The sequence below is a fragment of the Nonomuraea sp. NPDC050691 genome, assembly GCF_040654455.1.
GTDB lineage: Bacteria > Actinomycetota > Actinomycetes > Streptosporangiales > Streptosporangiaceae > Nonomuraea.
Map to the genome: position 1 here is coordinate 1 of NZ_JBFAIA010000199.1, position 14,800 is coordinate 14,800.

Sequence of the window (14,800 nt, forward strand, 5' to 3'; positions counted from 1 at the left end):
GCCGCCGCGGCCACCACCGCGACCAGCCGCGCCGGCCGCCGTCCGTGCCGCAGCAGCGCCAGCGCCGCCATCAGCGCGCCCGCCGCCACCAGGTAGAGCACGTGCAGTCCCGAGGGCCGGCCGGGCCAGTCCGGGCCGTGGAACAGCACGACCGGCAGGAACCAGTCGCCGTAGCCGCTCTGGTTGCCGTTCAGGTACGTGAACGCGCCCACCAGGAACACCGCCAGCGGCGCCGCGACCGCCCACCGGACCCAGCGGGCCAGCAGCGCGCCGAGCGCGGCGGCGAACGGCACCGCCAGGACCCCGGCCAGGGCCTCGAAGGGGTCCAGCGTCCCGGCCACCGGCCCCATGGACGCGCGGATCGCCAGGTAGAGCGCCATCACCAGGGCCGCGATCCCGGTCCCCGCGGTCACGACGGCGCCGGCCGCGGCCGAGGTGCGCGACGCGGCCCGGCCGGGCAGCGCGGCCAGCGCCTCCGGCACGCCCCGGCGCCGGTCGCGCGCGACGGCGAGGTGGGCGGTGAGCAGCGCCGCCGCGGCCGGCAGCAGCATGGCTCCCGACATGCTCACCGGATCGGTCGTGAGGTCGGGCAGCCACTCCCACACCGCCACCAGCCGCAGCACCAGGCAGAGGACGGCCGCGCCCCACAGGAGGGGGCTGCGCAGCGCCCTGCGAAGCTCGAACGCGAACAGCGTCCGTGCGGCCCGCCCCTCCCCGGCCCGCCGCCCCGCGACCGGCTCCTCCGCGGCCCGCCCTCCTGTGATCGGCTCCTCCGCGGCCCGCCCTCCTGCGACCGGACGCCCCGCGGCACGCCGCCTTCCGACCGGCCACACCATCCGCCGCCCGGTCATGCCACGGCCTCCGCCCGCGCGCCGAGCAGCAGCAGGTAGCCGTCCTCGATGGCGGGTTCGGCCGGCACGGCGCCCGCGGGGCGCTCGCCGACGACCCGGTGGCGGCCGTCGGCCGTCCGCCACCGGAGCACCGCGCCGCCGGGCCGGGCGCCGCCGCCGGGCTGGGCGTCGCAGATCCACACCTTCCCGGCCGCGACCCCGGCCAGCTCCCGCGGGGTTCCGTCGAACACGACGCCGCCGCCGGCCATCACGACCACGTGGTCGCACAGGGCGGCCACGTCCTCGGTCTGGTGGGTGGACAGCAGTACGGTGCGGTCCTCGCCGAGCCGGGAGACCAGGGCGCGGAAGCGCATGCGCTGCTCGGGGTCGAGTCCCACGGTGGGCTCGTCGAGCACGAGCAGCTCGGGGTCGCTGAGCAGCGCCTGCGCCAGGGCCAGGCGCTGCCTCATCCCGCCGGAGAGCGTGCGCACCTTCGCGTGGGCGCGGCCGGTCAGGTCCACCTCCGCGAGCACCCGGCGCACCTCGCGGTGGCGCCGCGCGCGGTCGGTCAGCTCCTTGAGGATCGCGACGTAGTCGAGCAGCTCGAAGACGGTGAAGTGCGGGTAGAAGCCGGGGTCCTGCGGCAGGTAGCCGAGGCGGCGGCGCAGCTCGGTGCGCTGCTCGCGACGGGCCGGGTCCAGGCCCAGGGCGGTGATCCGCCCGCCGTCGGGGGCCAGGGTGGTGGCCAGGCAGCGCAGCAGGGTCGTCTTGCCCGCGCCGTTCGGGCCGAGCAGCCCGGTCACGCCGGGCCCGACGCGCAGGTCGGCGTGGTCGAGCACGGTGGTCCGTCCGAAGCGCTTGGTCAGCGCCCGGATCTCCACGGTGGCGTTCACAGGCGTTCCCCCAAGGTGAGGCGGCGGTGCCGCAGGCGGACGAGCACGAGCAGGGCGAGGACGGCGCCGCCGTACAGGGGCTGGGACGCCGGATGGAACGGCAGGAACCGGTCATGCAGCGCGCCGTCGCAGACCAGGACCACGGCGAACCACCCGGTGGTGAGCAGCGAGCCGGCCAGGAGCGGCGGCATGCGGCCCGACAGGGCCAGCAGGGCGAGGCCGAGCGTCAGCGCCGGCAACAGCCAGGCGGCGCTCAGCCCGAGCGGCCCGGGCAGCAGCAGCGTCGCCGCGCCGGTCAGCCCGAACGCCACGGACAGCACGGCGACTGCCCGCAGCAGGAAGAGCCGCGCCCCGGCCATCGGGGTGGCGGCGTGCAGCTCGTACGCGGGGTCCACGCCGCGGCCGTAGGCCACCGCGATCCCCGCCACCGGCAGCACCGGCGCGGTCACCAGGAAGGCCAGCAGGACGTCCGGATCGCCGGAGGTGACCCGGGCCGCGGCCACCGCGAACGCCAGCACGGCGCTCACCGCCACCAGCCAGGCGCGGGTCAGGGAGGGGGTGGCCGACAGCAGCCGGGCCGTGTGCTCCGGCACCCCGGCCCGGACGAGGAGCCGCGTGCCGGGTCCCGGCCGCGGCCGGTCCACGACGTCCTCGATCCGTTCCCAGGCCGCGGTGAGCCACTCCTCCTCGTACGGCACGGCCGCGCGGCAGGGGCCGCACCGGGCGATGTGCGCCTCCACCGACATGACCTGGACGGGGTCCAGGCGGCCGGCCGTGTAGCGCCGCACCAGGTCGGCGGGCGGATGCCAGACAGCGCTCATGCGAGGAACCCCCTGAGCTGTGCTTTGGCCCGCATGACGCGGGTCTTGACGGTGCCCTCGGGGATCCCGAGGAGGCGGGCGGCCTCGCGCACGGTGAGCCCGTCCAGGACGGTGGCCTGGATGGCGGCCCGCAGGTCGGGGGAGAGCCGGGCCAGCGCCGTGCCCAGATCGCCGTGCTCGATCCCGACCAGCACGGCGTCCTCGGCCGACTCGGTGATCCCGCCCGCCGCCGTGACCCCGGAGTCCGGCAGGCCGCCGTGCACGGGGGTCTTCCCGCTCTTCCGCAGCAGCGAGACGAGCCGGCGGACCGCGATCGTCCACATCCACGCGGCGGCGTCCCCGTGCGCCGGGCGGTAGCGGTGGGCGCCGCGCCAGACGGCCACGAAGGCGTCCTGGAGAGCCTCGTCGACCAGGTCGGGGTCGGCGCAGCGGCGGGCCAGCCGCGCTCGCAGCCAGGGCGCGTGCCGCCGGTGCAGGATCTTCAGCGCCTCCGTCCGCTCCGCGGCCACGGCCTGGAGGAGCTCGGCGTCATCACTGTCGGGCCCGATCGGAGGGGGTTCCCTGCGTCGGGCGAGGAATCGGTGCACACCCCCTTTATCGCAGTGGCGACGCCGTCCGGTTCCCTCGCGGCATTGCGCTCGACGATCGTGACGGCCAGGCCGAGGACCTGCTCGGCCCGGGTCACCAGCCGCCGGCGTGACCACCGTCGGCCCGTACCAGACTGATGGCGGAGAACTTCTCCCGCTCGCCCCGTCGCTCGTCAGCCCGCAGGCGTGGGGGCGCGGTGTCATCGTGGCGGCGACGTCGATTCTCACCCTCGCGTTCGCCCGCCGCGCCCAGCACGCGGGCCACCGAGCGCTCCTACGCCTGCGAATCGTGCTCGTCGTGATTCCTGTCGCGGTGGTGGGAGTGCTGCTGTTCCTGCCACTGCCGGGCTGGATGGTCGCGGAACAGGGCGTATGCGGGCTGTTGCTGCTCTCCGCGGCGGTACTCGCGTTCCGCGTCTCCCCGGCTCCGGCGAACAGGCAGGGAGCGGCCGAAGACCCTACCCAGGGAACCTCCTGACTGACCGGCTCCGGGCTGATCGGTGCAACCGCCGGCGTTCACGGTCTTGGGCGTGTGGACCGACAACCACGGGCTCCTGGCCGCTGAGCTGCTCAGACAACACCTCAGCTCCAGGGAGCCCGCTCCCGTTCACGGGTCAGGCGCTAACCGGCCCCGGCCGATCCCGCCGGGCCGATGACCGGCCCCGCCGCGTTCCTCGGAACGCTCCTCGCAGAGTGCCCCGCACCGGGGGTCTCTCGCGATGATGGTCGCGGCCCTGCTCATCGCCTCACCGGCGGCCACGCTCGCCCGGGCCGCCGTCAGGAGGCGGGGATGCGGGACATCATCCGCTCCATCCCGTTGACCCAGTTGTCACGCAGAGCCTGGACGGCCTCGGCCAGGTCGCCGGCCATGAGCAGCTCGGCCACGCGGCAGTGCTCGGCCGCCTCGCGTTCGAGCGGCGTGTCGTCGCCCGCCAGAAGGTGCGCGTAGCGGCGCAGTCCCGCCTTGACGCTGGTGATGAGGTCGAGCAGCCGCTCGTTGCGGCAGCCGCTGACGAGCAGGTCGTGCCACTCGTCGTCGTGGCGCTCTATCACGTGCTGCTCGGCGATCCGGTCGGGGAAGTCGCGCGCCATCCGCAGCAGCTCGGGTGCGATCTCGCGCAGGTACGCCGGGTCGGAGGCGTCGAGGGCCAGCCCCTCCAGTCCCGCCACGATCTCGCAGAGCTCCGTGAACTCCTTCCTGCTCACCGGGGCGAACCGGAATCCGCGGCCCTGGGTGCTCTCCAGGACCCCTTCGCCCGCCAAAGTGATCAGCGCCTCCCGCAGGGGGGTGCGGCTGACACCGAGCTCGGCCGCCAGCGCGACCTCGTTGATGTCGGTGCCCGCGGCGAAGTCTCCCCGGTCCAGCCTGCCCAGCAGCTCTTCGCGGATCTGCTCGCGTAGCGGTCGCCGGTCGATCGGCATGACGCTCCTTCGGTTTTCGGCCGTGCCCAATACTAGCTCTTGACGTGATTCAAAATACTGCACTATGAATTCTGAATACAAAACACAGGAGGGAGTGTCGAGTGGGTCTGACCCGGGTGCCGGGGCTGCTGTACGGCGGCGACTACAACCCCGAGCAGTGGCCTGAGGAGATCTGGGCCGAGGACGTGCGCCTCATGGCCGAGGCCGGGGTCACCATGGTCACCGTCGCGGTCTTCGCCTGGTCGCGGCTGGAGCCCGAGCCGGGCGCGTACGACTTCGGCTGGCTGGACCGCGTGCTCGGCCTGCTGCACGAGCACGGCATCGCCGCCGACCTCGCCACCGCGACCGCCACCCCGCCCCCGTGGCTGGTGCGCCGCCACCCCGAGATCATGCCGGTCGACGCCACGGGCACCCGGCTGGAGTTCGGCTCCCGGCAGGGCTACTGCCCCAGCTCGCCGGTCTTCCGCGAGCTCGCCGTACGGCTGGCGACCGCCCTGGCCACCCGGTACGGCGGCCATCCGGCGCTGGCCCTGTGGCACGTGGGCAACGAGTACGCCGACCACACGCTCGAATGCTTCTGCCCCGAGTCGGCCCGCCACTTCCGCGCCTGGCTCCAGGCCCGGTACGGCACGGCCGACGGGCTCAACGCCGCCTGGGGCACGTCCTGCTGGGGCCAGCACTACACCGGCTTCGACCAGGTCGAGCCGCCCCGCAAGGCGCCCGGGCCGGTCAACCCCGCCCAGCTCCTCGACTGGCGGCGCTTCTGCAGCGACGCCCTGCTGGAGCTGTTCACCGCCGAACGCGACGCGCTGCGCGCCGTCACCCCGGGCGTGCCCGTCACCACGAACTTCATGAGCATCCTGCACGGCCTCGACTACTGGACCTGGGCGCGGGCCGAGGACCTGGTGAGCGACGACGCCTACCCCGACCCGGCCGACCCGGACTCGCACGTGGCGGTCGCGCTCAGCTACGACCTCATGCGCTCGCTCAAGCGGCGGCCCTGGCTGCTGATGGAGTCCGCGCCGTCGGCCGTGTCGTGGCGCGCGGTCAACGCCCCCAAGCCGCCCGGCGTGATGCGCCTGCACAGCCTCCAGGCCGTCGCCCACGGCGCCGACGGGGTGATGTTCTTCCAGTGGCGGCAGGCGAGGTACGGGCCGGAGAAGTTCCACTCGGCGCTGCTGCCGCACGGCGGCACCGCGACGCGCGGCTGGCGCGACACGCTGCGGCTCGGCGCGGACCTGCGGCGGCTCGCGGAGGTCGCGGGGGGCCACACCCGCGCCGAGGTGGCGCTCGTGTTCGGCTGGGACAGCTGGTGGGGCCTGGAGGCGCCCGAGTCGATGCCCTCCGACCGGCTCAAGCTCAAGGACCTGCTGCTGTCCTGGTACGCGCCGCTGCACGCCCGGGGCGTCGCCGTCGATCTCACGCCGCCCGGCGCCGACCTGTCGGGCTACCGCGTGGTCATCGTGCCCAACCTCTACCTCTGCACCGCCGAGCAGGCCAAGGCGCTCGCCGCCGTCACCGGGGAGCTGGTCGTCGGCCCGTTCAGCGGCGTGGTCGACGCCTCCGACCAGGTGCACGACGGCGGCGCGCCCGGCCCGCTGCGCGACCTGCTGGGCGTCGCGGTCGAGGAGTTCTGGCCGCTGCCCGACGGGGTCACCCAGGCCCTGCGGTACGCCGGCGGCGGCGCGGGCGTGGCCCGGACCTGGGCCGAGTGGCTGCGCCCCGACGAGGGCACGGCCGTGCTGGCCCGCTTCGAGGGCGGCGACCTGGACGGGCTGCCCGCGATCACCCGCAAGGGGAACGCCACCTACCTCGGCTGCCTGCCCGCCGACCTGACGCCCGTGCTGGACCGCGTGCTGGCCGGGGTCCCGGCGATCGCCGTGCCCGCCGGGGTGGAGGCGGTCCGGCGGGGCCGGCACCTGTTCCTGCTCAACCACACCACCGGCGAGCAGCGGGTCGCCCTGCCGTACCCCGGCCGGGACCTGCTCACCGACACCGACCTGCGAGGCGACGCCGTCCTCGCCCCGCGCGACGCCGTCGTGCTCAGGATCGAAGGAGACACGTGACGCACCCGTACATCCCGAACGCCGAACCCGGCGTGCGGGCCGAGATGCTCGCCGCGATCGGCGCGGAGAGCGTCGACGAGTTCTACGCCGACATCCCCGCGGACCTGCGCCTGAACCGGCCGCTCGACCTGCCGGCGCCCCTCACGGCCGAGCACGACCTGGTCCGCCACATGAACGGCCTGCTCGGCCGGACCACCGGCACCGACGAGGCGCTGAGCTTCCTCGGCCACGGCTGCTACCCGCACCACGTGCCCGCCGTCTGCGACGAGGTCAACTCCAGGAGCGAGTTCCTGACCGCTTACGCCGGCGAGCCGTACGAGGACCACGGCCGCTTCCAGGCCCTGTTCGAGTACGTCAGCATGATGGGCGAGCTGCTGGAGATGGACGTCGTCAACGTCCCGACCTACGACGGCTTCCAGGCGGCGGGCACCGCGCTGCGCATGGCCGGCCGCCACACCGGGCGCTCGAAGGTGCTGGTCAGCGCGGCCGTGGCCGCCGACAAGCTGAGCAAGCTGCGTGACTTCCTCACCCCGGACGTCGAGATCGTCCTCGCGCCCGCGGGGGAGGACGGCCAGCTGACCGTCACCGCCTTCGACGACTCGTATGCCGCGATCTACCTGGAGACGCCCAACGTGTACGGCGTCGTCGAGACGCGCGGCCGGGAGCTGGCCGACCTGGCCCACGCCCACGGCGCCCTGCTGGTCGTGGGCGCCGACCCGATCTCCCTGGGCGTGCTCGCCCCGCCCGCCGCGTACGGCGCCGACATCGCCTGCGGCGACATCCAGTCGCTCGGCATGCACCAGAGCTTCGGCGGCGGCCACGCCGGGTACATCGCCACCCACGACCACGAGCCGCTGGTCGCCGAGTTCCCCTCCCGGCTGTTCGGCATCGCGCCGACGAAGGTGCCGGGCGAGTACGGCTTCGGTGACGTCTTCTACGACCGCACCTCCTTCGCCCACCGCGAGGAGGGCAAGGAGTGGGTGGGCACCGCCGCCGCCCTGTGGGGCATCACGGCCGGCGTCTACCTCGCGCTCATGGGCCCGCACGGCATGCGCGAGCTGGGGGAGACGATCCTCGCCCGCACCCGCTACGCCATGGACGCCCTGGCCCGGTCCGTCACCGTCCTGCACCCGGACGCGATCCACTTCCGCGAGTTCGCCGTCGAGGTGCCCTCCAGCGCCGCCCTGCTCGACCGGCTGCGCGAGCGCGGCATCTACGGCGGGGTGCCCCTCGACGAGCGCACCGTGCTGGTCTGCGTGACCGAGCGCCACTCCATCGCCGACATCGACCGCCTCGCCGCCGAAATCGCCGCCATCGCCGCCCTCCAGGAGACGCCGTGAACACCGCGGAGCCCTTCGCCGAGCTGCCCGTCGCGCCCAAGCCGCCGCTGCGCCGCTTCCACCAGGCCCGCTGGGACGAGCCGATCATCTTCGAGCTGTCCACGCCGGGCCGCCGCGGCATCGCCGTGCCCGAACCCGGCGCGCCCCGGGTCGAGCTGCCCGCCTCGGTGCGGCGCGCCGAGCCGCCGAAGCTGCCCGAGCTGGCGCAGCCGCACGTGGTGCGCCACTACCTGCGCCTGTCGCAGGAGAACCTCGGCGCCGACCTCAACATCGACGTCGGCCAGGGCACCTGCACGATGAAGTACAGCCCCAAGGTCAACGACCGGTTCGCCGCCGCGGTCGCCGAGCTGCACCCGCTCCAGCACGAGGACACCGTCCAGGGCGTGCTGGAGATCTACTGGCGGCTGGAGCGGATGCTGGCCGAGATCTCCGGCATGTCCCGCGTCTCCCTCCAGCCGGGCTCCGGCTCGGCCGCCATCTACGCGAACGTCGCCATGATCCGCGCCTACCACGCGGCCCGCGGCGAGGGCCACCGCGACCAGGTCATCACGACGATGTTCTCCCACCCGTCGAACGCGGCCTGCGCCAAGACCGCCGGCTTCGAGGTGATCACCCTCATGCCGGACGCCGACGGCCTGCCGGACATCGAGGCGCTGCGCGCGGCCGTCGGGCCCCGCACCGCCGCCCTGATGATCACCAACCCGGAGGACACCGGCATCTTCAACCCGCGCATCCGGGAGTTCGTGGACCTCGTCCACGAGGCGGGCGGCCTGGCCTGCTACGACCAGGCCAACGCCAACGGCATCCTCGGCATCACCCGGGCCCGCGACGCCGGGTTCGACCTGTGCCACTTCAACCTGCACAAGACCTTCTCCACCCCTCATGCCTGCGGCGGGCCCGCGGCCGGCGCGTGCGGCGTGTCGGCGGGGCTGGCGCCGTTCCTGCCCGGACCGGTCGTCGCCTTCGACGGCTCCACGTACCGGTTGGAGACGCCGGAACGTTCCATCGGCAAGGTGCGGCCGTTCCTCGGCGTCACCCCGAACATCGTGCGCGCCTACGCCTGGATCATGTCGCTCGGCGCGGACGGCCTGCGCCAGGTGGCCGAGACGGCCGCGCTCAACAACAACTACCTGATGCGCAGGATCCTCGACATCCCAGGCGCGTCGGCGCCCTGGGGCGGGCGGCGCATCGAGCAGGTGCGCTACTCCTGGCAGGAGCTGTCGGAGGAGACCGGGGTCCACTCCGAGGAGATCGGCGTGCGGGCGGCGGACTTCGGCGTGCACTACTGGACCAGCCACCACCCGTACCTGGTGCCCGAGCCGTTCACGCTGGAGCCCACCGAGTCGTACTCCAAGGAGGACCTCGACGAGTACGCGGCGATCCTGGCCCACGTGGCGGACGAGGCGCGCCGCGATCCCGAGCTGGTCAGGGGCGCCCCGTACAACCAGAGCGTGCACAAGATCGACCCGTCGCCGCTGGACGACCCCAAGGCGTGGGCGCCCACCTGGCGCGCCTACGTCCGCAAGCACCTGTCATGACCGGAGGGGTGTCGGTGGGGCTGGTCGTCAACCCGGTCGCCGGGCTGGGCGGTGCGGCGGGCCTGAAGGGCAGCGACGGCGCGGAAGCGCAGCGCGCGGCCCTGGCCCGGGGCGCCACGCCGCGGGCGGGGGAGCGGGCTGCGCGGGCGGTGCGCGCGCTGCTGTCGCGCCGCCCCGGCACGCGCCTGGTCACGGCGCCGGGCCCGATGGGCGGGCACAGCGCCCGCGCCGCCGGCGCCCCCCACGACCTGGTACGTCCCAGCCCGCTGGCCGAGTCGGGACCGTCGGGACCCACGACGGCGCGGGACACGCGGCGGGCCGTCCTGGCGATGGCCGGGGTGGACCTGCTGCTGTTCGCGGGCGGCGACGGGACGGCGCGCGACGTGCTCGACGCGGTCCGCGAGCTGCGCGAACGCGGCGAGCGCGTCCCGCCCGTGCTGGGGATCCCGGCGGGGGTGAAGGTGTACTCGGGCTGCTTCGCCGTCAGCCCGGCCGCGGCCGGGTTCCTCGCGGCGGCGTACCTCTCCGGGACGTCCGGCCTCTCCGGGACGTCCGGCGGGGGACCGGGCCGGGCGGCGCTCATCGAGGCCGAGGTGGTGGACCTCGACGAGGACCGCTACCGGCAGGGGCTGGTGAGCCCGGTCCTGTACGGCGGCCTGCCGGTTCCCGCCGCCCCCGCCGCGCTGTCGGGCCGCAAGGCCGGCTCCTCCGCGACGGCGCCCGGCACGGTCGAGGGCATCGCCCGGGAGGTCGTCTCCCGGATGCGGCCCGGCGTCCGCCACGTCCTGGGGCCCGGCGCCACCACGCGGGCCGTCGGCCGCGCGCTCGGGCTGGCCACCACCCTGCTCGGCGTGGACGTGGTGGAACGCGACGGCGCCGAGGGCCGGCTGGTGGCGGCCGACGTCTCCGAGGCGGAGCTGTCGGGGCTGGTCGAGGGCCGGGAGGCGGTCCTCGTGCTGTCGGTGATCGGCGGGCAGGGCTTCGTGCTCGGCCGCGGCAACCAGCAGGTGTCGCCGCGCGTGCTCCGCGCCGTCCTCGGGACCGTTCCCGGGCGGCTGCTCGTGCTGGCCACCCAGCAGAAGCTCGCCGCCCTCGGCGGGCGCCCGCTGCTCGCCGACAGCGGCGACGAGGACCTCGACCGGATGCTCGCCGGGCACGTCCAGGTGATCACCGGCTACCACGAAAGCACGATCTACCGCATCAGTGCGGCAAGTGAGGAGTTGTACGGATGAACGCCCAGCTCGAGGGCAAGGTCGCGATCGTCACCGGCGGTGCCTCCGGCATCGGGCGCGCCACCGCGCTGCTGTTCGCCGAGGAGGGCGCCCGCGTGGTGGTCGCCGACATCGACGGCGAGGGAGCCGGGACGACCGCCGCGCTGATCAACGACACCCGGCCCGGAGTCGCGGTCGCGGTGCGCGCCGACGTGTCTGCGCCCGACGACTGCCGGCACGTCGTGGAGACCGCCACCGGAACCTTCGGCGGGCTGCACGTCCTGTTCAACAACGCCGGCATCATCCGCCGCACCACGGCCCTGGACCTGGACGTCGAGGAGTGGGACCGCGTCATGGCGGTCAACGTCCGCTCCGTCTTCCTCATGTGCAAGTACGCCGTCCCTGCGATGACCGAGGGCGGCTCCATCGTCAACACCGGATCGGGCTGGGGGCTCAAGGGCGGCGGCAACGCCCTGTCCTACTGCGCCTCCAAGGCGGCCGTGGTCAACATGACCCGGGCGCTGGCCATCGACCACGCCCGGGCCGGGATCCGGGTCAACTCCGTCAACCCCGGCGACACCGACACGCCCATGCTGCGCGACGAGGCCCGCCAGCTCGGCGAGGACTGGGCCGCGTTCGCGAGCGACGCGGCCGACCGGCCGATGGGCCGCGCCGGCACCCCTGAGGAGATCGCCCGCGCCGTGCTGTTCCTGGCGGGCGACGCCTCCAGCTACGTCACCGGATCCGCCCTCGTCGTCGACGGCGGCGGGCTCGCCTGACACCCCCCGCAAGAAAGATCGTAAGGAGCCACCATGAAGCGTGCGCTGAGCGTCCTGAGCGCCCTCGCCCTTGCCACCACCGCGTGCAGCGGCGGCGGCGGGAACGTTCCCGGCACGGGCGACGGCCGCGGCCCGGTGACCGTGCGCTGGTCCACCTGGGGATCGGCCGAGGACGTGAAACTCTACGAGAAGTTCACCGAGGACTTCCAGCGGCGCCACCCCGGCATCCGGCTCAAGCTGGAGTCGGTCGCGAAGTACGAGGACTACCACCCCAAGCTGCTCACCCAGCTCACCAGCAGGACGGCGCCCGACGTGTTCTTCGTGGGCGACGACAACATCGGCAAGTTCGTCTCCGCGGGGGTGCTCACGCCCCTCGGCGACAAGCTCGCCGGGCCCGATTCGAAGAGCCGTCCCGAGGACTTCTTCGACGGCGTGTACGGCGGCGCCAAGCGCGACGGCACCGTCTACGCCGTCCCGAACGACACCAATCCCGAGGTGCTCTGGTTCGACAAGAAGGCGCTCAAGGACGCCGGCATCACCGAGGACCCGGCCGCCCTCAACGAGGCCGGCCAGTGGACTATGCCGAAATATCTGGACATGAATGCCAAGCTCAAGGCCGCGGGCAAAGCCGGCTCGATCTTCTGGAACTGGTACGGCTCCACGTACTCCATGATCAACGGCTTCGGCGGCAAGGTGTGGGACGGCGGGAAGTTCGTCGCCACCACCGACCCCAAGGCGCGCGAGGCGCTGCGCACGCTCGCCGACGGCTACCGGGACAAGACGTTCCTCAGCGCCGACACGCTGCCCGACAGCAACGGTCCGAGCACCCAGTTCCTCAAGCACAAGGCCGGCTTCTACGCGGGCGGCCGCTGGGTGATCGACTCCCTGCGCAAGGGCGGCGAGCTCGACGACTACGACATCGTGCCGTTCCCCTCGCCGACCGGCGCGCCCATGCCGGGCGCGGTTGCCGCCTCCTACCTGGCGCTCAACAAGGACACGAAGCTGCCCAAGGAGGCCTTCACGTTCCTCACCGAGTTCGTCGGCAAGGAGGGCCAGCTCCTGCGGCTCAAGGACGGCGGCGCCGTGCCGTCCGTCAAGGGCGCCGAGCAGGTCGTCCTGGCGGACGGCTACCCCAAGCACGCCCGGACCTTCCTCGACGTGCGCGACACCGGCTTCGCCAACTACCCCGAGGAGGTCGCGGTGCCCGGCCTCACCGCCGCGATCAACGAGCACCTCATGAAGGTGTGGAGCGGCAAGGTCGGCTTCGACCAGGGCATGACCGAGCTCCAGCAACTCGTCCAGAGCAAGCTGGGCTGAGGCCGTGGCAGTCCTCACCCGGTCCCGCCCCCGGGCGGGCCGGCGGCAGGCCCCCGCCGTGCGCAACCGCGACGGCTGGTGGGCCGCGTTCTTCCTCGCCCCGCAGGTCACGGCCCTGGCCGTGTTCCTGGTCTTCCCGCTCGGCTTCGCCGTCGTGCTGGCGTTCATGCGTTGGGACGGCCTCGGCCAGAAGGAGTGGGCCGGCCTCGGCAACTTCGCCGCCCAGCTCTCCGACCCCGACTTCGGCCTGGCCGTGTGGAACACGGTCAAGCTCGCCCTGCTCACCGTGCCCGTCGGCCTCGGCCTCGCGCTGCTCATCGCGGTGGCGCTGAACAACGTGCGCGGCGGCTCCTTCTACCGGGTGCTGTACTTCATGCCGGTGGTCACCAGCTCGGTCGCCGTCGCGCTCATGTGGCAGGTCATCCTGGCCGGTGACGAGAACGGCGTGCTCAACACCTCGCTGCAGCGCTGGTTCGGGCTCACCGCGCCCGACTGGCTCGGCGACACCGGCTGGGTGATCGTGGCCATCGCCGTCGTGACGATCTGGTCGTCGCTCGGCCTCAACGTGGTGATCTTCCTGGCGGGGCTGCAGACCATCCCGCCGCAGATCGTCGAGGCCGCCCGGATGGACGGCGCGGGCAGCCTGCGGATCTTCCGCTCGGTCACCCTGCCGCTGCTCTCGCCCACGATCTTCTTCTCGACCGTGGTCGCCGTGATCAGCTCGTTCCAGGCGTTCGACCAGATCTACGTGCTGGTGCGCCCGGAGGACAACGAGGGCGCCCGCACGATCGTCTACCAGGTCTACGAGCTGGGCTTCAAGGACTTCGAGTTCGGCATGAGCAGCGCCGCCGCGCTGATCCTGCTGGCCCTGACGCTGCTCGTGACCCTCGTCCAGTTCGCCGCGCAGAAGCGCCTGGTCCACTACGACTCGTGAGGGAGAGCTGATGCGACTCCGGCAGGCGGCCCTGCACGCCGCGCTCACGGCCGGCGGGCTGGCCATGGTGTTCCCGTTCGCCTGGATGCTGCTGACGTCGTTCAAGGGCGTGCGGCAGATGCTGAACGCCCCGCTCGACTGGCTGCCCCACCCCTGGCGCTGGCAGAACTACCCCGACGCGCTCGCGGCGATGCCGTTCGGCGCCGCGTACTGGAACAGCTTCTACATCGCCGCGCTCAACGTCACGCTCACCCTGCTCACCTCCGCCATGGCGGCCTACGCCTTCGCCCGGATCCGCTTCCGCGGCTCCGGCGTGCTGTTCGTGGTGTTCCTGGCCACCCAGATGGTGCCGGCGCAGGTCACGATCGTGCCGCTGTACCTCATGCTGGCCCGGTTCGGCTGGATCGACTCCCACCTGTCGCTCATCCTGCCCACGGTGGCCAACCCCTTCGCGGTGTTCCTGCTGCGCCAGTTCATCAGGGCCGTGCCGGTGGAGCTGGAGGAGGCGGCCCGCATCGACGGGGCGGGCCGCTGGCGGTGCTTCTGGAACGTCGTGCTGCCCAACATCCGCCCCGGCCTGGGCGCTCTGGGCATCATCGCCTTCCTGGCCTCGTGGAACTCGTTCTTCTTCCCCCTGATCTTCCTGAACTCGCCCGAGCTGGCCACCGTGCCGCTGCTGCTCAGCCAGTTCTCCGGGCAGCGCACCGCGGTCGACTACGGGCTCATCCTGGCCGGGTCGGCGATCGCCGTGGTGCCCACGCTGATCGCCTTCCTGATCGGCCAACGGAAGATCATCAACTCGATGGCGGCCTCCGGACTGGGCGGGCGATGATGCTGGACCTGCGCGAACGACCGTTCACCGACCGGGGGTCGCGGCTGCTGGCGATGGCCGCCGACGACGGCTCCCTGTGGATCGCCGCCGCCCGCTACGAGACCCCGCTGCGCGAGACGGCCGTCCTGACCGGCCTGCGGGTCCGCGCCGGCGACCGGGAGCTGCCCGTACGGCGGGCGCTGCCGGACCGGGTGGAGTTCGAGGGCGGCGTGGCGCTGGCCTTCGCCGGC

Annotated in this window: 14 protein-coding genes and 1 pseudogene; 10 read left to right on the plus strand and 5 right to left on the minus strand. The window is 73.3% G+C overall.

The genetic code is table 11. The features are described from left to right. The 4 genes from AB0H81_RS38815 to AB0H81_RS38830 form a co-directional block, all read right to left on the minus strand. Positions 1-851 (minus strand): hypothetical protein (locus AB0H81_RS38815; protein WP_358385491.1); only part of this gene is annotated, 851 nt, incomplete at its 3' end. Next, entirely contained in the window at positions 848-1,723 is an 876-nt protein-coding gene (locus tag AB0H81_RS38820) for an ATP-binding cassette domain-containing protein (protein WP_358385494.1), read from the minus strand. The genes AB0H81_RS38820 and AB0H81_RS38815, both read right to left, overlap by 4 nt. Next, positions 1,720-2,544, minus strand: coding sequence for a zf-HC2 domain-containing protein (locus AB0H81_RS38825; RefSeq protein WP_358385496.1), 825 nt, complete (start codon positions 2,542-2,544; stop codon positions 1,720-1,722). Before AB0H81_RS38825 ends, AB0H81_RS38820 begins: the two co-directional genes overlap by 4 nt. Further along, positions 2,541-3,131, minus strand: coding sequence for an RNA polymerase sigma factor (locus AB0H81_RS38830; protein ID WP_358385498.1), 591 nt, complete (start codon positions 3,129-3,131; stop codon positions 2,541-2,543). The genes AB0H81_RS38825 and AB0H81_RS38830 overlap by 4 nt, the downstream gene beginning before the upstream one ends. A gap of 109 nt (positions 3,132-3,240) precedes the next feature. Here AB0H81_RS38830 and AB0H81_RS38835 point away from each other — a divergent pair, with 109 nt between their 5' ends. After that, the gene (locus tag AB0H81_RS38835; protein ID WP_358385500.1) at positions 3,241-3,609 is read left to right on the plus strand and encodes a hypothetical protein; all 369 of its coding nucleotides are present in this window, start codon (positions 3,241-3,243) and stop codon (positions 3,607-3,609) included. 299 nt (positions 3,610-3,908) lie between these two features. Here the strand turns inward: AB0H81_RS38835 and AB0H81_RS38840 are convergent, their stop codons facing one another. Next, complete coding sequence (locus tag AB0H81_RS38840; protein WP_358385503.1) at positions 3,909-4,553, minus strand: GntR family transcriptional regulator; 645 nt, start codon at positions 4,551-4,553, stop codon at positions 3,909-3,911. A 101-nt stretch (positions 4,554-4,654) separates the two neighbouring features. On the opposite strand from AB0H81_RS38840, the gene AB0H81_RS38845 reads away from it, so the two are divergent. The 9 genes and pseudogenes from AB0H81_RS38845 to AB0H81_RS38885 form a co-directional block, all read left to right on the plus strand. Continuing rightward, the gene (locus tag AB0H81_RS38845) at positions 4,655-6,619 is read left to right on the plus strand and encodes a beta-galactosidase (RefSeq protein ID WP_358385506.1); all 1,965 of its coding nucleotides are present in this window, start codon (positions 4,655-4,657) and stop codon (positions 6,617-6,619) included. Next, the gene (gene gcvPA, locus AB0H81_RS38850; RefSeq protein ID WP_358385509.1) at positions 6,616-7,959 is read left to right on the plus strand and encodes an aminomethyl-transferring glycine dehydrogenase subunit GcvPA; all 1,344 of its coding nucleotides are present in this window, start codon (positions 6,616-6,618) and stop codon (positions 7,957-7,959) included. Before AB0H81_RS38845 ends, gcvPA begins: the two co-directional genes overlap by 4 nt. Continuing rightward, complete coding sequence (gene gcvPB / locus AB0H81_RS38855; RefSeq protein WP_358385512.1) at positions 7,956-9,497, plus strand: aminomethyl-transferring glycine dehydrogenase subunit GcvPB; 1,542 nt, start codon at positions 7,956-7,958, stop codon at positions 9,495-9,497. The genes gcvPA and gcvPB overlap by 4 nt, the downstream gene beginning before the upstream one ends. Further along, positions 9,494-10,729, plus strand: coding sequence for an NAD(+)/NADH kinase (locus AB0H81_RS38860; RefSeq protein WP_358385515.1), 1,236 nt, complete (start codon positions 9,494-9,496; stop codon positions 10,727-10,729). The genes gcvPB and AB0H81_RS38860 overlap by 4 nt, the downstream gene beginning before the upstream one ends. Continuing rightward, the gene (locus AB0H81_RS38865; RefSeq protein WP_358385518.1) at positions 10,726-11,487 is read left to right on the plus strand and encodes an SDR family oxidoreductase; all 762 of its coding nucleotides are present in this window, start codon (positions 10,726-10,728) and stop codon (positions 11,485-11,487) included. The genes AB0H81_RS38860 and AB0H81_RS38865 overlap by 4 nt, the downstream gene beginning before the upstream one ends. 33 nt (positions 11,488-11,520) lie before the next feature. Then, entirely contained in the window at positions 11,521-12,804 is a 1,284-nt protein-coding gene (locus tag AB0H81_RS38870; protein WP_358385521.1) for a sugar ABC transporter substrate-binding protein, read from the plus strand. Positions 12,805-12,808: 4 nt separating this feature from the next. Continuing rightward, positions 12,809-13,738 carry a sugar ABC transporter permease gene (locus tag AB0H81_RS38875; RefSeq protein WP_358385524.1) on the plus strand — a complete coding sequence of 310 codons (930 nt, stop codon included), beginning with the start codon at positions 12,809-12,811 and terminating at the stop codon, positions 13,736-13,738. Between the two features lie 10 nt (positions 13,739-13,748). After that, entirely contained in the window at positions 13,749-14,570 is an 822-nt protein-coding gene (locus tag AB0H81_RS38880; RefSeq protein ID WP_358385527.1) for a carbohydrate ABC transporter permease, read from the plus strand. Continuing rightward, positions 14,567-14,800, plus strand: a pseudogene (locus AB0H81_RS38885) (glycogen debranching protein); the annotation flags it as partial. The gene AB0H81_RS38880 and the pseudogene AB0H81_RS38885, both read left to right, overlap by 4 nt.

Bases quoted from the DNA above. Each gene is read 5' to 3' on its own strand.
- AB0H81_RS38825 (WP_358385496.1), bottom strand. From the start codon at position 2,544: ATGAGCGCTGTCTGGCATCCGCCCGCCGACCTGGTGCGGCGCTACACG.
- AB0H81_RS38840 (WP_358385503.1), bottom strand. From the start codon at position 4,553: ATGCCGATCGACCGGCGACCGCTACGCGAGCAGATCCGCGAAGAGCTG.
- AB0H81_RS38860 (WP_358385515.1), top strand. From the start codon at position 9,494: ATGACCGGAGGGGTGTCGGTGGGGCTGGTCGTCAACCCGGTCGCCGGG.
- AB0H81_RS38865 (WP_358385518.1), top strand. From the start codon at position 10,726: ATGAACGCCCAGCTCGAGGGCAAGGTCGCGATCGTCACCGGCGGTGCC.
- AB0H81_RS38870 (WP_358385521.1), top strand. From the start codon at position 11,521: ATGAAGCGTGCGCTGAGCGTCCTGAGCGCCCTCGCCCTTGCCACCACC.
- AB0H81_RS38880 (WP_358385527.1), top strand. From the start codon at position 13,749: ATGCGACTCCGGCAGGCGGCCCTGCACGCCGCGCTCACGGCCGGCGGG.